Below are 17,336 nucleotides of genomic sequence, written 5' to 3' on the forward strand. Positions count from 1 at the left end.
GCCTCATCCCTGCCTGTTACGGGTCGTCCGCGACACCGGAGCGTGGTCACGGCAGGCAGCGGCGTAGGCGGCGAGCAGCGACGCCTGCGAGTTCCGCCAGGAGAGCGGCCCGCTGATCCGCTCCTGGCCGATCTTGCCCATCCGGGCCCGCTGCTCCGGGTCGTCCAGCAGCAGCGCGATGAGCCGGGCGAACTCCGCCTCGTCGTTCGCGGGCGCGTAGACGGCCGCGTCACCGGCGGAGACGCGCGCCTCCCGGAGGTCGAACGAGACGAGGGGCCGGCCCATCGCCATGTACTCCAGGACCTTGTTCATGGTCGACACGTCGTTGAGCGGATTGCGTGGGTCGGGGGAGAGGCACACATCGGCGGTGGACAGGTAGCGCACCAGGTCGGCGTCCGGAATGCGCCCGGTGAACTCCACCTGCTCGGCGAGCCCGAGCCGCCGCGACAGCTCCACCATCGCGTCGAAGGCGTCCCCGGCCCCGACGAACACCGCGTGCCAGTCGGTCCGCCCGACGTCGTCGCGCAGCTTCGCCAGGGCCCGCAAGGCGTAGTCCACGCCGTCCTGAGGGCCCATGACGCCGAGGTAGCACAGCAGATGGGGCTTGCCCCGCTTCAACTCCGGCTCCGGCGGTACCGGTCGGAAACGGTCCGTCGCGGGCGCGCTGCGCACCACGAAGACGTCCTCCGGCCGCTTTCCGCCCCGGCGCACCGCGACGTCCCGATAGCTCTCGTTCGTGGCGAGCACGATGTCCGCGGCCCGGTACGTCAGCCGCTCCAGCGCGCACACGCCGCGATAGAGCAGATCCTCGCCGCGGTCGAACCGGGAGAGATACAGCTCGGGCACCAGGTCGTGCTGGTCGAAGACGAACCGCGCGCCGCGCCTCTTCATCCACAGGGCCGGCAGGAACAGCAGGTCGGGCGGGTTGCAGGCGTGGACGACGTCGACCGGGCCGACCTTCCGGGCCAGCCGGAGCGTGTGCCACAGGGCCGTTCCGTACTCCCGCAGATAGCCGGCCGGTCCGCCGGTGGCCGCGCGCAACGGGTAGCGATGGATCCGCACCCCGTCGATCACCGCCTCCGGCTCCGTGTCCCGCTTGCTCCCCCGGGGGCAGATGACGTGCACCTCCCAGCCCGCGTCGCGCAGCGTCGTGCACTCCTGCCACACGCGCCGGTCGAACGGCACCGACAGGTTCTCCACCAGGACCAGCGCGCGCCGGTTCGTCCCGTCGCCGCCGGCCGTTTCACTGAACGATGTGTCACCAAGCAAGGCCCACGTACCCCGGTTCGGCCCGGCGCGCCTCGGCGTCGGGAAGGCGGATGAGGTCGACGATCACCGGGCCGTCACCATGGGGCAGCGCCGAGATCACGGCCGGATCGCTGCTCCCGACGAGGCACACCTCGGCGTGCTCCAGCACCTCGTCGACGGAGTCCGCGAGCAACTGCGCGAGGTGCGGCAGCCGGGTCTCGATGTACTCGCGGTTGGCGCCGATCAGCCGGGACAGGCTCACATTGGCGTCGTAGATCTTCAGGTCGTACCCCTTGCCGAAGAGCCTCTCCGCCAGCTCGACGAGCGGGCTCTCGCGGAGGTCGTCGGTCCCGGGTTTGAAGGACAGCCCGAACAGGCCCACCCGGCGTTTGCCGGTGCGCTCCACCAGGTCCACCGCGCGCTGCAGATGGTCGGAGTTGGAGGGCAGGACGTGGGCGAGGATGGGCACCGAGACATCGGCCCGCTGCGCCGCGTGGACCAGGCTGCGCAGGTCCTTGGGCAGGCAGGAGCCGCCGAAGGCGAAGCCGGGGCGCAGATAGGCGGGGCTGATGTTCAGCTTGCGGTCGGCCAGGAACACGTCCATCACCTGGTGCGAGTCCACCCCGAGCGCCTGGCACACCGCGCCCAGTTCGTTCGCGAAGCCGATCTTGAGGCCGTGGAACGCGTTGTCCGCGTACTTGATCGCCTCGGCCGCCGGGACCGGCACCCGGAACACCTCACCGGGCAGGCCCTCGTACAGCGCCGTCACGGCGTCGCCGCTCGCCGGGTCCAGTTCGCCGATGACGGTCTTGGGAGGGTCGAAGAAGTCCCGCACGCTGGTGCCCTCGCGCAGGAACTCCGGGTTGACGGCGACCCCGATGTCCACCCCGGCGGTGCCGCCGACGGACTTCTCCAGGATCGGCACCAGCAGGTTCAGGCAGGTGCCCGGGAGCATGGTGCTGCGGAACACGACGGTGTGCCGGACCCCCTGCTCGGCCCGCTCGGCCAGAGCGGCCCCGATCTCCTCGGTGACCCGCTCCAAGTACGTGGTGCACAGACTGCCGTTGGGCTCCGACGGCGTGCCCACACAGACCAGCGACACCTCACTGTCCATGATCGCTTCGCGGACGTCGCCGGTGGCGCGTAACGCCCCGGTCCGCACGACCTCGGCGATGAGTTCGCCGATCCGCTCCTCGACCACCGGGGCCTTGCCGTCGTTGACCAGGTCGACCTTCACCTGGTTCACGTCCACCCCGATGACCTCGTGGCCCATGCTGGCCAGGCACGCGGCCGACACACAGCCCACGTAGCCGAGCCCGAAAACGCTGACTCTCATGACGCGTTCCTCCCCCCAGGCAGGCCCCGACGGCCTGCGATCCGCGCGCCGGCCCATTGACGGCCCCCGCGCATCAGTACGCCCCCTGCCCGTGCAGCACCGCACGCAGCGTCTTCCACAAGATCACTGTGTCCAGCGCGAGCGACCAGTCCTCCACGTAGCGCAGGTCCAGCCGGACCGCCTCGTCCCACGACAGGTCGCTGCGTCCGCTGATCTGCCACAGGCCGGTGAGCCCGGGCTTGACCAGCAGCCGCCGCCTGATGTCCGGCCCGTACGCCGCGGACTCCTCCGGCAGCGGAGGCCGCGGGCCGACGAGCGACATCGATCCGGTGAGCACGTTGAACAGCTGCGGCAGCTCGTCGAGCGAGTACCGGCGCAGCACCGCCCCCACCCGGGTCACCCGCGGATCCCGGCGGAGCTTGAACAGCAGGCCCGCGCCCTCGTTGCGTTCGGCCAGTTCGGCACGGGCGCCGTGCGCCCCCGCGACCATGGTGCGGAACTTGAGGATGGTGAACTCGCGGCCGTCCTTGCCGACCCGGCGCTGGCGGTAGAACGCCCCGCCCCGGCTGTCCATCAGCACGAGCAGCGCGACGCACGCCATCAGCGGCGCGAACAACATCAGCAGAAACGTTGCGCCTATCCGGTCGACGACCCCCTTGACCGCCCGGCGGCCGCCGGTGAAGGCCGGCATGCTGACCCGCAGCAACGGGATCCCGAGCACCGCGTCGACGTGCAGTCGCGGGCCGGCCACCTCCATCAGCACGGGGGCCACGACCATCTCGGCGTCGCTGCCCTCGAGGTTCCAGGCCAGCCGCTGCAGCCGGTCCGGTGACCAATGCGGGTCCGGGGTGACCGCGACGACCCGGTAGCCGTCGCGGCTGACATGGCCCGCGACGTCCGTCAGCCGGCCGACGACCGGCACTCCGTCGAGCTGATCGCCGTCCGGCCCGAGCCCGTCCGTCGTGCACACCGCGTCCACCCGCCAGCCGAGGTGCGGGAACTTGCGGGTCCGGGTGATCAGGTCGTGCACGGTGGCCGGGCTCCCGGCGGCGAGCACCGGTCTCAGACAGCGGCCCTCTTTACGCTGCTTGTGCAGCCAGAGGCGCAGCAGATACCGCGCGGTCATGGTGACGAGCGCGATCGCGGGGATCGCGACGAAGATCCAGAGCTTGATGTTGCGCGAGGTGAGGGCGATACCGCCGAGGGCCAGTACGACGGTCGCCGCGAACAGCGAGCGTCCGAGCCGGCGGAATTCCTCAGCGCCCTGGCCGAGTACGGCCGGCGCCCACGCCCGGCCCACCGCGAGCGCCCCCAGCACCAGCAGCTCGGTGCCGAAGGCGAGGATTCCCCACTTCTCGTGCCAGTTGGCCGCGTCCCGCGCCCCGAAGAAGTTGCCGATCGCCGCCACCACGAAGGCGGTGGCCACGGTATCGGTGGTGATCACGGTACGGCGGTACCGCTGCTCCCAGTCGATCGCGGGCTGATCGATCGCCCCGTCCGCCAGACGCCCGCGTGCTGACGGATACGGGCTGGCTAATCCCCCTTGCCGCACAGAACCCCCCAGGTCCCCAGTGGCTCGACGTGCTCGCCCGACACTGTTCCTCCCCCTCCGGGAGGCCCCCGCCTCCCGCGCCGTTCTCCCCCGGGGAGGCCCCCGCCTCCCTCGTCGTGCGCATGACATTCCAGCGCTCGCAGGGCTGCCTGAACAGCCCGCCCCGGCGGCAGCGGATTCGCCCGTCCCACCGGCTTGGTACAGCGTTGGACCTATTGATCATTAAGGGTCGCCTCGTGCCCGAACAGCTGAAGCACGGTCAATCTAGACCATCGGGGCCAGTATGGAGAGAGGGTGTGTGCAATTTGTGTTCAAGCTTTGAGGGTGGATACATCGATCGGCGGCCGCCGGTCGAACCCGATGCCGAGGAGGACTGCTGATGCGCAGCGTGACCTATTCGATGAACGTCTCTCTCGACGGCTACATCGTCGGGCCGGACGGCGGCTTCGACTGGAGCGTGCCCGGCGAGGACGTCTTCCGCTTCTGGATCGACGAGATCCGGGACGTCGGCGTCCACCTGATGGGGCGGCGGCTGTACGAGACGATGCTCTACTGGGAGACCGCCGAGCAGGATCCCGCGCTCGACGACGCGGGGCGCGAATGGGCAGCGCTCTGGAACCCGCTCCCCAAGGTGGTCTTCTCCACCACCCTGTCGACGGTGGAGGGGCATGCCCGCCTGGCCTCCGGCGGCGTGGCGGAGGAGATCGAGCGGCTGCGGGCCGAGCCGGGGGAGGGCGAGATCGCGATCGGCGGCGCGACGCTCGCCGCCGAGGCCGCCGCGTCGGGCCTGATCGACGAGTACCGGGCCATGGTCTACCCGGTGCTGGTCGGCGGCGGCATCTCCTTCTTTCCCCGGAACGAGCGCCGGGTGGATCTCGAACTCGTGGAGACCCGCACCTACAGCTCGAACGTCGTCTACCTCCGCCACCGCGTGACGCGCTAGCCGGCTCCACCCTCTCGCAACCGCGCGATGACCGGCGCGAACGCCTCCATGTACGGCTCCAGGACGGTCAGATACGTGAAGCCGTAGCGCTCGCGCCGGGCCAGGACCTGGGCGGTGATCTCGTCCGTCGTGCCGACCAGGGTCACCGGAAGGTCCAGGACCTCATCGGCCGTCAGACCCGGTACGCGGTCCAGCAACGGCTGGATGGCGGCCTCGCGGTCCTCGGTGCCGATCACCACCTGCACGAGCAGGTTCAGCTCGGCCGGCTCCGCGCGGCCCTCCGCGAACTTCAGATACCGCGCCACCCGCTCTTCGAGGTCGTCCGGGCTGATCGGCGTCAACTGCCCGGTGGTGCTGCCGGGTGCCGTGCGCGCACCCGTGAACGCCGCTATGTCGGCGTGCTCGGCGGCCAGCCGCAGCATCCGGTCGCCGTTCCCGCCGACCAGCAGCGGTATCCGCGGGCGCTGCGCCGCCCGCGGCTGGTGTTCCTCGGAGGCCAGCAGCCGCTCCAACTCCTCCACGGTGCGCCGCAGATGGTCCACCCGCTCGCCCGGCGAGCCGAACGGCAGCCCGGCCGACTCGTGCTCGTCCCGTGCGTAGCCGGTGCCTATCCCGAGCTCCAGGCGCCCGCCCGTCAGCGCGTCCGTCGTCGCCACCTCGCGGGCCAGCAGCGCCGGGTTCCAGAAACCGGCGTTGAGCGTGAAGGTGCCGAGCCTCGGCCGCTCGGTCGCCTCGGCCGCCGCCACCAGCGCCGGGAAGGGCGCGGGCATGCCCAGATGGTCGGGGACGAGGATCACGTCGTAGCCGAGCTCCTCGGCCCGGCGGCACTTGGCGCGCCACTCCTCGCCAGGGGCGGCCGTGAGCATGTTGATTCCGAAACGGAACGGGCGCGGCATGAACTCTCCTCACCGGGAAGGGACTTGAGTGACTGCCGCGATTCCATCATTCGTGCGCGATGGCCGCCAGTACATTCATGCGCGATGCACGCAACGCCGGCAGCAGCGCCGCCACCACGCCCACCACCGCCGAGCCGATCACCACCGCGACGATCGTCCCCCACGGGATCGCCAGGGCCGTCATGCCCTGGAGCGCCAGCACCTGCTGCGTGCACACACCCCACACCAGCCCCAGCGCCAGCCCCAGGACCGCCCCGAACACCGCGATCACCACCGACTCCAGCCGGATCATCCGCCGGAGCTGACGCCGGGCCAGCCCGATCGCCCGCAGCAGCCCGATCTCCCGGGTGCGTTCGACGACCGACAGGGCGAGGGTGTTGACCACGCCGAGCACCGCGATGATGATCGCCAGCCCCAGCAGCGCGTACACCAAGTACAGCAGGACGGCGATCTGGTCGTGCACCAGCTGCTTGTAGTCGGCCAGGTCCCGCACCTGCACCTGCGGGTACGGATCCAGGGTCCGTTCCAGGTTCGCGCGCAGGTCGTCGTCGCTCGTGCCGGGGGTGGCGTTGACGTACAGCGCGGAGTCCTGCCCGCCCGGCGCGTACCGTTCCAGGGTGGCGAGCCCGAAGTAGAGCCCGCCCTGGGTGCCGAATCCTTCGGCGGAGTCCTGGTCGGTGAGGGCCCCGACCTTCAGCTCGGCCGTGCGTCCGCCCTGGAACTGAACCGGGACGGTGCTGCCCACCCGCACGCCGTGGTCGCGCGCGAAGTCCCGGTCCATGGCCAGGCGCCCGTCCGCCAGCGCCGCCGCCGAGTCCCCTTGCGCGTACGTGATGTTGGCGACCTCGTCGAGCCGCGGATCGTAGCCCGCCGCGGTCGTCTCCACCCGGTCGCCGTCCGGCAGCCGCACCGCGACCGGCGTGAACCGCCCCCGCACCACCAGGCCCACGCCGTCGGTGCCGCGCACCTCGTCGGTGACCTCCTTCGGGAACGGCAGGAAGTTGGTGTTCTGGATGACGTAGTCGGCGCCCAGCGTCTTGTCGATCTGCTGGTCGAACGACTTGGTCATCGAGGCGCTGGCCACCGACATCCCGCCCACCAGGGCGAGTCCCACCATCAGGGCCGCCGCGGTGGCCCCCGTACGGCGGGGATTGCGCAGGGCGTTGCGCTGGCTCATCCGGCCGATCGACCCGAACAGCGCGGGGAAGGCCGCGCCGAGCACCCGGATCACCGGGCGCACCAGCAGCGGACCGGCGATCACGGTGGCGATCAAGGTCAGCACGACACCGAGCCCCAGCAGGGACGCCGCCGACGAGGTCTGTCCGGACGCCGCGCACCCCGCGAGCGCCGCCGCCCCGGCCGCCCCGACGATCGCGCCCGCCACCGCGCGCATCCGCAGCGGCCGGCCCACCCCGGCGACCTCGGCGTCCGAGAGCGCGGCCATCGGCGAGACCCCCGCGGCCCGCCGCGCCGGAAGGTACGCGGCGACGAAGGTGACCCCGAGTCCGACGACGTACGCCGTCACGGGCGTCACCCAGCCGATGACCATCTCGCCGGCGTCGATGTTCATGCCGAGCAGACCCATCAGCTCGATGAGCCCGGCCGCCAGCCCGATGCCCGCCGCGAGCCCCAGCGTGGAGCCGACGAGGCCGAGCAGCAGGGCCTCGACGAGGACCGAGCGGCGGACCTGGCGCCGGTCGGCGCCGAGCGCGCGCAGCAGCCCCAGCTCGCGGGTGCGCTGGGCGATGAGCATGGAGAAGGTGTTGACGATCAGGAACACACCCACCAGCACGGCGATCCCGGCGAACCCGACCATCACGTACTTGATGACGTCGAGGAATCCGCCGAGCTGCTCGACGTCCGACTCGGCCTGCTCGCCGGCCGTCCTGAAGTCGTAGGTGTGCGCGCCCAGCGCGGCGGACACGCGCTGCTTGAGCTGTGCGTCGCTGACCCCGTCGGCGGCGTCGACCGAGATACTGGTGGCGCCTCCCGGGCTGCCCAGCAGTTTCGTCTGCGCGGTCCGGGTGTCGAAGAAGACCAGGGCGGCGCCGGGGTTGGTGGTGGTGAAGGTGACGATGCCGACGACCTCGACCTTGAACGACCCGGGCGGCGCGATCACGGTGAGGGTGTCACCGATCTTCACGTCCTTGCGGCCGGCGGTCTCCGAGTCGAGCAGCGCCTCGGCGGGGCCGCGCGGGGCGTGACCCGAGGTCAGCTCCACCGGGCTGCGCTCGGTCGGGTTCCAGGCGGTGCCGAGCGTGGGAGCCCCCGTGGTCGGGCCCACCGGCTCGTTCTTCTCGTCGGCGACCGTGAGGCCGTCCACGTCCACCTCGGCCCGCGCCGCCGCGACCCCGTCGACCTGCCGCACCCGTGCGGCGAGCGCGGCCGGCAGGGTGGCCGTCCGGCCGGAGGGCACGGCCTCGTCGAGGTCCTCCTTCGGGCTGACCGTGACATCGGCGGCGGTGGAGGCGAACAGCCGGTCGAACGTACGGCTGACCGTGTCCGAGAAGATCAGGCTGCCCGCGACGAAGGCGACGGACAGCAGGACGGCGAGCGCGGAGAGCAGCAGCCGCCCCTTGTGCGCCAGGAAGCTTCTCAGGGTCGCCTTGAGCACGGGTCAGTTCTCCTCGGCGGACGGCGTGTCCTCGGACCTCGCGGCGGACGGGGTGTCCTCGAACCGGGTGCGGATCGTGTCGAACCTCTTCATCCGCTCCAGCACGGCCTCCGCCGTCGGCCGCGGCATCTCGTCCACGATCCGCCCGTCCCCGAGGAAGAGCACCAGGTCCGAGTGGGCGGCGGCGCCCGGGTCGTGGGTGACCATGACGACCGTCTGGCCCAGCTGGTCCACCGCCTCGCGCAGAAAGCCGAGCACCTCCAGACCGGCGCGCGAGTCGAGGTTGCCGGTCGGCTCGTCCGCGAAGATCAGCTCGGGCCGCGAGGCCAGGGCCCGCGCACAGGCCACGCGCTGCTGCTGGCCCCCGGAGAGCTGCGACGGCCGGTGCTTGAGCCGGTCCCGCAGCCCCAGGGTGTCGATGACCTGGTCCAGCCACGACTCGTCGGGCTTCCGGCCCGCGATGTCCATGGGCAGGGTGATGTTCTCCAGCGCGTTCAGGGTCGGGATGAGGTTGAACGACTGGAACATGAACCCGATCCGGTCCCGGCGCAGCCGCGTCAGCTCGCGCTCCTTCAGCCCCGTGATCTCCGTGTCGCCGAGCCACACCTGACCGGCCGAGACGGTGTCGAGCCCCGCCAGGCAGTGCATCAGCGTGGACTTCCCGGAGCCCGACGGCCCCATCACCGCGGTGAACCGGCCCCGCGCGACATCCACGTCCACCGAGTCCAGCGCGAGCACGGCCGTCTCGCCCGAGCCGTACGCCTTGGTCAGACCGCGGGCGCGGGCCGCGATCCCGTCGGCCGACGCGAGGCCTGGGGCGTGCTCCGCAGCAGGTGTGGACAAGGCCGCCTCCTCGGGGTGGATGTCCGGACTTCGCCGTCTTGCCCGAGGGTAATGTGACGCGGCCCACACTCGGTATCCTCCGCGAGTCGGAGTCCCGGCCTTGCCGGTGCTAGCGGATCCGCGCTAGCGTCTAGGTATGGCGAAGACCCAGCTGAACGTGCGAGTCGACGAGGGCACCGCCCGAGCCGCCCGCGAACGCGCCCTGGCCCGCGGCATGAGCGTCAATCGCTACATCGAGGAGCTGGTCAGACAGGACACCGGCGAGGTGGGCCACACCTTCGTGGAGGCCGCCGCCGACTTCATGAAGCAGTACGAGTCCGTCTTCGCCGACGAATTCGGCGTCGACCGCGAGGGCACGCGCGAAGGTCGTCACTGATCCCTTGAACAACCTCGAGATCGATCTCGCCTGGCTGCTGATGCTCGCCGAGCACAAGACCCCGGGAGACCCCCAGGTCACCGACTGGGGAGCCCTCGTCGCCGCCGTCGCACGCCACCAGGCCGCCATATTCGACGTCCCTGTCTACGACAGCCCGCACGCCCGCGCCGCCGCGCTGCTCCAGCTCCTGATCCACGTCCCCGCGCTGGAACGCTCCAACGCCCTGTTCGCCTCCGCCGTCGCCTACGCGTACCTGGTCGCCAGCGGTGCCAAGGTCGTCACCTCACCCGAGCAGGTCCGCGACCTCGCCAAGCTGGTCAAGAGCGGTGAGGCGTCCCTGCGGGACATCGAGCAGGAGCTGCGGCAGTGGAGCCTGTGACGGTGTGACTAGCTGCCGACCGGGCGCCATGCCGTGCCCAGCACGCAGTACGAGGTGGGCAGCGCAGGTCCCTGCTCCGGCATCAGCACCCGCCGGTAGGGGCCGAGTTCGAAACCGGCGTCGCGCAGCGCCCGCACCGGCTCCCGCGACAGATGGCAGCCGCCGTTCAGAACCGGCCACACCGTCCGGTCCAGCGCGCGCTGGCTGAGGGTCATCACCCGGCCGCCGCCCCGGCCGTGCTCGAAGAACCGCACCTCACCACCCGGCCGCAGCACCCGCCGCAGCTCCCCGAGCGCCCGGGGCACGTCCCGCACACTGCACAGCACCAGCGACACCACCGCCGCGTCGAATCCCTCGCTCTTGACCGGCAGCGCCTCGGCCGCCCCCGGCACCACGTCCACCGGCACCTCGGCGCGCAGGGCGGCCTCCACGGCCAGCTTCCGCAGCCGCCGCTCCGGTTCGATGGCCACGACCTCCGAGACGGTGCCCGGGTAGTGCGCGAAGTTCAGCCCGTTGCCCGCGCCGATCTCGAGCACCCGCCCGGACAGCCCGTCGAGCAGTCTCCCGCGCACCCTGCCCATACCCATCCGGGTCTCGGCGGCGACGCTGATCCGGGCGTAGTAGCGGGCGAACAGCGGATGGTGCACGGCATCCCGCGGCACCTTGCCGGAGCGGAGCGGCATGGAGACCTCCCTGCTAGGCGGACCTACCGGGATTGTCCCCCGCGCGACCCCGCCGCACCCCTGCCGCCGCCGACTCGACTAGCCCAGACGGACCCGCCCCAGCACCGGAAGGTGGTCACTCCCGGTCGCGTCCAGAGCGGACACCTCCGTCACCTCGGCTCCTCTCCCCAGCACCTGGTCGATCCGCGCCACCGGGAAGGCGGCCGGCCAACTGAACGCGAACCTCGAGGAAGGGGCGTCCAGTTGGGAGGTGAGCGGTCCGAGTCCCCGGTCCCACACCGTGCCGTTGAGGTCGCCCATCAGCAGGAGCCTCTCCGCCGGGTCGTCCGCGATCCGCGCCCCGAGCAGCGCCGCGCTCTCGTCACGGGCCGCCGACGCCAGACCCGTCGGGCCCAGCCGGACGGACGGCAGATGGACCACATACACCGCGACCTCTCCACCGGGCGCGGACACCGTGGCCCGCAGGCCGCGCTGCCAGCTCTCCGGGAAGCCCTCGGGCCGGATGTCCACGGGTCTTACGTCCGACAGGGGCCAGGCCGACCACAGACCCACCGTGCCGTGCACCGCCCGGTGCGGCCGGGAGGCGCCCAGGACCTTCTGGTACGCGGGCCGTGCGGCAGCCGTCAGTTCCTCGACGGCCACCAGCTGCGCACCCGTGGCGAGCAGCGCCCGTGCGGTTCCGGAGCGGTCGGCGTTGTCATCGGCCACGTTGTGCTGGACCACCGTCAGGTCGTGGGACTCCGGGGGCGAGGAGAACCACTGCCCGCCGAACATCCAGAACCAGACGGCCATCGGCGCGAGGCAGGCGAGCAGCCCGGCCTTCGACCGCTTGAGCGCGGCGAGGCAGCCGAGCAGAGGAACGGCCACGCCCAGCCACGGCAGGAACGTCTCCAGGAGACTTCCGAGCCGTCCCACCCCGCCCGGCACGGCGGAGTGCAGGGCCAGGAGGCCGGCGACACCGACGGCGCCCGCGACGAGCCAGGCGTCCCACGACCGCCCCTCACTCACCCGTGCTCCCTAGCCCAGTTCCGACGCCAGCAGCGCGGCGGCATCGGCCACCAGCGGGTTGTCGGACGGGGCGTCCTCCTCCGGCTGGGTGGTCAGGACGGACATCACGATCGGCGGACCGTCCGGCGGCCAGGTGATGCCCACGTCGTTGTTGCCGCCGTAGCGTCCGCCGCCGGTCTTGTCGGCGACCAGCCAGTCCGCGGGCAGCGCCTTGCGGAACTTCTCGCCGCTCGTGGTGTTGCGCAGCAGCCAGTCCGTGAGCCGCGCGCGGTCCCGGGACTCCAGGGCGTCGCCGAGCACCAGACGGGCGTAGGTCAGGCCGATGGCGCGCGGGGAGGTCGTGTCGGTCACGCGCCATGGCTCCGCGCTGTTGAGCTCGGGCTCCCAGCGGTCCAGCCGGGTGACCCGGTCACCGATCGAGCGGCAGAAGCGCGTGACGGCCTTCGGCCCGCCCAGCTCCACGAGCAGCAGATTGCCCGCGGTGTTGTCGCTGAAGCGGATGGTGGCGTCGCAGAGTTCACCGACGGTCATGCCGGTCGCGACGTTCTCCTTGGTTATCGGGGAGTAGCCCGACTTCGTGACGTAGTCCTGCGTGTAGTGGACGCGCTTGGCCAGGAACTCGCCGTCGCGGTCCAGGTCCCGCAGGACGGCAGCGGCGGCCAGCGTCTTGAACACCGAGGCCATCGGGAAGCGCTCGTCCGCCCGGTAGGCCACGGTCCGGCCCGAGCGCAGATTGCGGGCGTACACCCCCAGCCGTGCGGTGTGCTTCTGCTCCAGCTCCCGCAGCCGTGCGGTGACACCGCCCGTGGCGGGCAGCGCGTGGGCCGTGCCGCCGCCCAGCGAGAGAGCGGCGGCCGTGCCCACGGCGAGGGCCGTGCGGCGGGACAGGCGTGCGTGTGTCGCGTGCAAGGTGTTCCCTCCAGAGGTGATCACGTACGTAGTCCAACACGCGATCACGTCCGCGCCGGTTTCACCGCGCGCCCGCCCGTCCGGACTCAGGACGCCGGGGGCGCCTCCCGCATCCGGAACGCCTCCGCGTCCCACGTACCGTCCAGACGCGGCGCCAGCCAGTGCGGCGCCGCCGACCGGAAGGCGGCGGGGGAGAGGCCTCCGGCCCCGGCGGGAACGGAGCCCAGCAGCGGCGCTCCGGCCACATCCGGCAGGTCCGCGAGATTGCAGCGCGCCGCGAGATCCGGGTCCGCGGGCCAGCTCCCGATCACGATCCCGGCCAGGTCCAGCCCCCGGGAGCGCAGCTCACGCGCCGTCAGCTCCGTCGTGTTCAACGTGCCGAGCCCCGCGGGCGCCACGACCAGCACCGGCGCCGACAGCAGCCGGGCCGCGTCCGCCAGGGTGCCGCCGGCCGCGTCGAACCGGACGAGCAGTCCGCCCGCCCCCTCGACCAGCACCAGGTCGTGCTCGGCGGCCAGCTTGGCGGCGGCGTCCGCGACCTCGTGCGGATGCACCGGGGCGCGACCGGCCCGGCGGGCGGCCGTGGCCGGCGCCAACGGCTCGGGATACCGGGCGAGTTCGGCCGTCGTCACGGCGCCCGCGAGCCGCCCGACCTCGGCGGCGTCCCCCGGCTCGTCCGGCCGTACGCCCGTCTGCGCGGCCTTCAGCACGGCCACCGAACGGCCCGCCGCCCTCGCCGTCGCGGCGACGGCGGCGGTCACGACCGTCTTGCCGACCTCCGTGCCCGTGCCCGTGATCACCAGTACCGGCATGTCATCCCTCCCGCGCCGCCGCGCACACCGCCCGCGCGATCCGCGCCACGTCCGCGTCGCCGGTGACGTACGGCGGCATCGTGTAGATCAGATCGCGGAACGGCCGCAGCCACACACCCTCGCGTACGGCGGCCTCGGTGGCCGCCTTCATGTCCACGGCGTGATCGAGCTGCACGACCCCGATGGCGCCGAGGACCCGCACATCCGTCACGCCCGGCAGCTCCGAGGCCGCCGACAGCCCGTCCCGCAGCCCCGCCTCGATCCGCTTGACCTCCGCGAGCCAGTCCTGGCCGAGCAACAGCTCGATCGAGGCACAGGCCACGGACGCGGCCAGCGGATTGCCCATGAAGGTCGGGCCGTGCGCGAGCACCGGCACCTCGCCCCGCGAGATCCCGTCGGCCACCCGCGCGGTGCACAGCGTCGCCGCCATGGTCAGATAACCGCCGGTCAGCGCCTTGCCCACGCACATCACATCCGGCGTCACGGCCGCGTGCTCCGCCGCGAACAGCGCGCCCGTACGGCCGAAACCGGTCGCGATCTCGTCGAACACCAGCAGCACGTCGTGCGCGTCGCACGCCTCGCGCAGCACCCGCAGATAGGCGGGGGAGTGGAAGCGCATCCCGCCCGCGCCCTGCACCACCGGCTCGACGATCACCGCCGCCAGCTCGTCGGCGTGCCGCTCGACCGTCGTGCGCAGCTGCTCGGCGTACGCCTCGTCGTACTCGGCGGGCGGCGCGTCCGCGAACACCTGACGCTGGAGCACCCCGGTCCACAGCTCGTGCATCCCGCCCTCGGGATCGCACACCGACATCGGCTGCCAGGTGTCCCCGTGATAGCCGCCGCGCCAGGTCAGCAGCCGCTGCTTGCCGGGACGGCCCAGCGAACGCCAGTACTGCAGGCACATCTTGACCGCGACCTCGACCGACACGGACCCCGAGTCGGCGAGGAAGACATGCTCGAGCCCGTCGGGCGACATATCGACAAGGAGCTTCGCCAGGCGTACGGCGGGCTCGTGGGTGAGCCCGCCGAACATCACATGGCTCATTCGCTCCAGCTGCCCGCGCGCCGCCTCGTTGAGCACCGGGTGGTTGTAGCCGTGGATCGCCGACCACCAGGACGACATGCCGTCGACGAGCTCTCCCGAGCCGTCGGCGAGCCGCATCCGAACCCCGCTCGCCGACTCCACGACGAGCGGTTCCTGCCGTCCGGGCATGGGGCCGTACGGATGCCACACATGCCGCCGGTCGAGCTCCAGCAGCTCGGGCACCGTCCGCTCAGGCATTGGGCGCGAGGTCCGTCCCGGCGCCCCGGCGGCGCACGGCGACCAGATCGGTCCGGGCATCGGCGGACGTACGGGACTCGGAGACCTCCGGGGCCGCGTCGGCGGAACCGCAGCCTCCACCGCCCTCGGAACCGCACACCCCGCCACCGTCGTGGCAGCCGCCGGAACGGTGCTCGGGCAGCGTCACCTGGTCGGTGCCCTCCACCTCGAAGCCGGCGTCCGCGATCATCTCCAGGTCGGCCTTGCCCGCCTGGCCCTCGGTGGTCAGGTAGTCGCCGAGGAAGATCGAGTTGGCCAGGTTCAGGGCGAGCGGCTGCATCGAGCGCAGATGGACCTCCCGCCCGCCCGCGATGCGCACCTCGACGTCCGGGCACACGAAGCGCACCATCGCCAGGATCCTGAGACAGCGCTGCGGGGTGAGGTTCCACTCCTTGGCCAGCGGGGTGCCCTCGACCGGGATCAGGAAGTTGACCGGAACCGAGTCCGGGTCCAGCTCGCGCAGCGAGTAGACGACGTCCACCAGGTCCGCGTCCGACTCGCCCATGCCGGCGATCAGCCCGGAGCAGGCGGAGAGGCCCGCCGCGTGCGCCTTCTCGACCGTGTCCACCCGGTCGGCGTAGGTGTGCGTGGTCGTGATCTCCCCGTACGTCGCCTCGGACGTGTTGAGGTTGTGGTTGTAGGCGTCGGCGCCCGCCTCGCGCAGCCGCTCGGCCTGACCGTCGGAGAGCAGTCCGAGACAGGCGCACACCTCGACGCCCTCGTTGCTCTCCTTGATGGCCTTGATCGTGTCGGAGACCCGGTCCACGTCCCGGTCGGTCGGACCGCGCCCGCTCGCTACCAGGCACACACGCTTGGCGCCCCCGGCCACACCGGCCGCCGCCGCGTCGGACGCCTGGTCGGGTTTGAGCCAGGTGTACTTGAGGATCCCCGTCTGTGAGCCGAGCCGCTGCGAACAGTAGGAGCAGTCCTCGGGACACAGGCCGGACTTCAGGTTGACGAGATAGTTGAGTTTCACCCGTCGGCCGAACCAGTGCCGGCGCACCTTCCCGGCCGCGGCCACCACATCGAGCAGGTCGTCGTCGGTCGTGGCGAGGACGGCGAGTGCCTCTTCGCGGGTCGGCAGCTCGCGCCGAAGCCCCTTGTCCACCAGCGTGTTCAGCAGGTCCATGAAAGCCGATCCTGTCCTACGCACCCGCTCCGGGCCAAGGAGAGTTCGCACAACAGAGTCGCTTCGAGGTGTGGGTATTGCCACATACTGACCTGCTGGTGGTCCCGCTAGTGTCTGTGCACTGCCTACAAAATTCCCGGAGGACCACCCATGGCGTTCGGCTGGATCGACGAGCAGGCGCGAGTGCGCCGCCGCGCCGGACTCGTACGGACTCTGCGCCCCCGTCCGGCCGTATCGCCGCTCCTCGATCTGGCGAGCAACGACTACCTGGGGCTGGCCCGGCACCCCGAGGTCACCGAGGGCGCGGCCCGTGCCGCGCGGGACTGGGGCGGTGGCTCCACCGGCTCCCGGCTGGTCACCGGCAGCACCGAACTGCACGCGGAACTGGAACGGGAACTGGCCGAATTCTGCGGGTTCGAGGCGGCCCTCGTCTTCTCCTCCGGCTACGCGGCCAACCTCGCGGCGGTCACCGCTCTGGCCCCGCACGGCTCTCTGATCGTCTCCGACGCGGGCAACCACGCCTCGCTCATCGACGGCTGCCGGCTGGCCCGCGGCACCACCCAGGTGGTGGCGCACGCCGAGCCGGACGCCGTGCGCAAGGCGCTCTCGGCCCACGAGGGCACGGCGATCACGGTGTCCGACACGGTCTTCTCGGTCGACGGCGACGCGGCCCCGCTCACGGCCCTCGCCGAGGCCTGCCGGGAGCACGGCGCCGGGCTGGTGGTCGACGACGCCCACGGCCTGGGCGTCCTCGGCGACGGCGGCCGGGGCGGCCCGCACGCGGCGGGGCTCGCGGGCGCCGACGACGTCGTCGTCACGGTCACGCTGTCCAAGTCGCTCGGCAGCCAGGGCGGAGCCGTCCTCGGCCCCGCCCGGGTGATCGACCACCTGGTCAACGCGGCACGGACGTTCATCTTCGACACGGGACTCGCCCCCGCGGCTGCGGGCGCGGCCCTGGCGGCCCTGCGGCTGCTGCGCCGCGAACCGGAACGTGCGGCACGGGCCCGCGCGGTGGCGGGCGAACTGCACGCACGCCTGACCGCCGCGGGTCTGGAAGCGGTACGTCCGGACGCCGCGGTGGTCTCGGTGCGTGCGCCCTCTCCCGAGGACGCCGTGCGCTGGGCGGCCGAATGCCGCGCGTCGGGCCTGGCCGTGGGCTGCTTCCGTCCTCCTTCCGTGCCCGACGGCATCTCACGACTCAGGCTGACCGCCCGCGCGGATCTGGCCGGCGAACAGATCGAACGCGCTGTACGGCTGATCGGCGAGACGCGGCCATGAGTCGGCGTG

16 protein-coding genes are annotated in these 17,336 nt (G+C 71.9%); 4 read left to right on the forward strand and 12 right to left on the reverse strand.

From position 1 onward, the window contains the following. Positions 1-3: 3 nt before the first annotated feature. The 3 genes from KJK29_RS33175 to KJK29_RS33185 all read right to left on the reverse strand — a co-directional run bounded on the left by KJK29_RS33175 (position 4) and on the right by KJK29_RS33185 (position 4,136). The gene (locus KJK29_RS33175) at positions 4-1,269 is read right to left on the reverse strand and encodes a glycosyltransferase family 4 protein (protein WP_215122847.1); all 1,266 of its coding nucleotides are present in this window, start codon (positions 1,267-1,269) and stop codon (positions 4-6) included. Continuing rightward, positions 1,259-2,584: a nucleotide sugar dehydrogenase gene (locus KJK29_RS33180; protein WP_215122848.1), complete on the reverse strand. Its 1,326-nt coding sequence runs from the start codon at positions 2,582-2,584 to the stop codon at positions 1,259-1,261. Before KJK29_RS33180 ends, KJK29_RS33175 begins: the two co-directional genes overlap by 11 nt. A gap of 73 nt (positions 2,585-2,657) precedes the next feature. Then, complete coding sequence (locus KJK29_RS33185) at positions 2,658-4,136, reverse strand: sugar transferase (RefSeq protein WP_215122849.1); 1,479 nt, start codon at positions 4,134-4,136, stop codon at positions 2,658-2,660. Between the two features lie 379 nt (positions 4,137-4,515). Between KJK29_RS33185 and KJK29_RS33190 the strand changes: the two genes are divergently transcribed. Next, the gene (locus tag KJK29_RS33190) at positions 4,516-5,079 is read left to right on the forward strand and encodes a dihydrofolate reductase family protein (protein WP_215122850.1); all 564 of its coding nucleotides are present in this window, start codon (positions 4,516-4,518) and stop codon (positions 5,077-5,079) included. On the opposite strand, the gene KJK29_RS33195 is transcribed toward KJK29_RS33190, so the two are convergent. Genes KJK29_RS33195 through KJK29_RS33205 form a run of 3 tightly spaced genes read right to left on the reverse strand, consistent with a single transcriptional unit; the run spans position 5,076 to position 9,432 of the window. Then, a complete protein-coding gene (locus tag KJK29_RS33195; RefSeq protein ID WP_215122851.1) occupies positions 5,076-5,975 on the reverse strand; it encodes an LLM class F420-dependent oxidoreductase in 900 nt (299 codons plus the stop codon). The genes KJK29_RS33190 and KJK29_RS33195 overlap by 4 nt on opposite strands. Positions 5,976-6,021: 46 nt before the next feature. Then, positions 6,022-8,589 carry an ABC transporter permease gene (locus KJK29_RS33200; protein WP_215122852.1) on the reverse strand — a complete coding sequence of 856 codons (2,568 nt, stop codon included), beginning with the start codon at positions 8,587-8,589 and terminating at the stop codon, positions 6,022-6,024. A gap of 3 nt (positions 8,590-8,592) precedes the next feature. Next, positions 8,593-9,432 carry an ABC transporter ATP-binding protein gene (locus KJK29_RS33205; protein WP_215122853.1) on the reverse strand — a complete coding sequence of 280 codons (840 nt, stop codon included), beginning with the start codon at positions 9,430-9,432 and terminating at the stop codon, positions 8,593-8,595. 136 nt (positions 9,433-9,568) lie between these two features. Between KJK29_RS33205 and KJK29_RS33210 the strand changes: the two genes are divergently transcribed. Together KJK29_RS33210 and KJK29_RS33215 are read left to right on the forward strand one after the other, a co-directional pair. Further along, positions 9,569-9,808 (forward strand): toxin-antitoxin system HicB family antitoxin, encoded by a 240-nt coding sequence (locus tag KJK29_RS33210; protein ID WP_184599608.1) that lies wholly within the window; start codon positions 9,569-9,571, stop codon positions 9,806-9,808. A gap of 4 nt (positions 9,809-9,812) precedes the next feature. Then, positions 9,813-10,187: a fic family toxin-antitoxin system, toxin component gene (locus KJK29_RS33215; protein ID WP_193482191.1), complete on the forward strand. Its 375-nt coding sequence runs from the start codon at positions 9,813-9,815 to the stop codon at positions 10,185-10,187. A gap of 8 nt (positions 10,188-10,195) precedes the next feature. Here KJK29_RS33215 and KJK29_RS33220 read toward each other — a convergent pair whose 3' ends face one another. The 6 genes from KJK29_RS33220 to bioB all read right to left on the reverse strand — a co-directional run bounded on the left by KJK29_RS33220 (position 10,196) and on the right by bioB (position 16,049). After that, positions 10,196-10,870: a class I SAM-dependent methyltransferase gene (locus tag KJK29_RS33220; RefSeq protein WP_215122854.1), complete on the reverse strand. Its 675-nt coding sequence runs from the start codon at positions 10,868-10,870 to the stop codon at positions 10,196-10,198. A 78-nt stretch (positions 10,871-10,948) separates the two neighbouring features. After that, positions 10,949-11,878 (reverse strand): endonuclease/exonuclease/phosphatase family protein, encoded by a 930-nt coding sequence (locus KJK29_RS33225; protein ID WP_215122855.1) that lies wholly within the window; start codon positions 11,876-11,878, stop codon positions 10,949-10,951. Positions 11,879-11,887: 9 nt separating this feature from the next. Continuing rightward, on the reverse strand, positions 11,888-12,787 hold the full coding sequence (gene bla, locus KJK29_RS33230; RefSeq protein WP_215122856.1) for a class A beta-lactamase: 900 nt from the start codon (positions 12,785-12,787) through the stop codon (positions 11,888-11,890). Positions 12,788-12,873: 86 nt separating this feature from the next. Further along, complete coding sequence (bioD, locus tag KJK29_RS33235; protein ID WP_215122857.1) at positions 12,874-13,599, reverse strand: dethiobiotin synthase; 726 nt, start codon at positions 13,597-13,599, stop codon at positions 12,874-12,876. A 1-nt stretch (position 13,600) separates the two neighbouring features. Then, entirely contained in the window at positions 13,601-14,881 is a 1,281-nt protein-coding gene (locus KJK29_RS33240) for an adenosylmethionine--8-amino-7-oxononanoate transaminase (RefSeq protein WP_215122858.1), read from the reverse strand. Next, positions 14,874-16,049, reverse strand: coding sequence for a biotin synthase BioB (bioB, locus tag KJK29_RS33245; RefSeq protein ID WP_215122859.1), 1,176 nt, complete (start codon positions 16,047-16,049; stop codon positions 14,874-14,876). The genes KJK29_RS33240 and bioB overlap by 8 nt, the downstream gene beginning before the upstream one ends. A 150-nt stretch (positions 16,050-16,199) precedes the next feature. Between bioB and KJK29_RS33250 the strand changes: the two genes are divergently transcribed. Beyond that, entirely contained in the window at positions 16,200-17,327 is a 1,128-nt protein-coding gene (locus KJK29_RS33250) for an 8-amino-7-oxononanoate synthase (protein ID WP_215122860.1), read from the forward strand. Positions 17,328-17,336 lie beyond the last annotated feature (9 nt).

Origin of the sequence: Streptomyces koelreuteriae (genome assembly GCF_018604545.1) — a bacterium.
In the GTDB taxonomy this organism is placed as follows: Bacteria; Actinomycetota; Actinomycetes; order Streptomycetales; family Streptomycetaceae; genus Streptomyces; species Streptomyces koelreuteriae.

Excerpts from the sequence above, each read along its gene's own strand:
- KJK29_RS33180 (WP_215122848.1), bottom strand. The coding sequence starts at position 2,584 with ATGAGAGTCAGCGTTTTCGGGCTCGGCTACGTGGGCTGTGTGTCGGCC.
- KJK29_RS33190 (WP_215122850.1), top strand. The coding sequence starts at position 4,516 with ATGCGCAGCGTGACCTATTCGATGAACGTCTCTCTCGACGGCTACATC.
- KJK29_RS33195 (WP_215122851.1), bottom strand. The coding sequence starts at position 5,975 with ATGCCGCGCCCGTTCCGTTTCGGAATCAACATGCTCACGGCCGCCCCT.
- KJK29_RS33210 (WP_184599608.1), top strand. The coding sequence starts at position 9,569 with ATGGCGAAGACCCAGCTGAACGTGCGAGTCGACGAGGGCACCGCCCGA.
- KJK29_RS33220 (WP_215122854.1), bottom strand. The coding sequence starts at position 10,870 with ATGCCGCTCCGCTCCGGCAAGGTGCCGCGGGATGCCGTGCACCATCCG.
- bioD (WP_215122857.1), bottom strand. The coding sequence starts at position 13,599 with ATGCCGGTACTGGTGATCACGGGCACGGGCACGGAGGTCGGCAAGACG.
- KJK29_RS33240 (WP_215122858.1), bottom strand. The coding sequence starts at position 14,881 with ATGCCTGAGCGGACGGTGCCCGAGCTGCTGGAGCTCGACCGGCGGCAT.
- bioB (WP_215122859.1), bottom strand. The coding sequence starts at position 16,049 with ATGGACCTGCTGAACACGCTGGTGGACAAGGGGCTTCGGCGCGAGCTG.
- KJK29_RS33250 (WP_215122860.1), top strand. The coding sequence starts at position 16,200 with ATGGCGTTCGGCTGGATCGACGAGCAGGCGCGAGTGCGCCGCCGCGCC.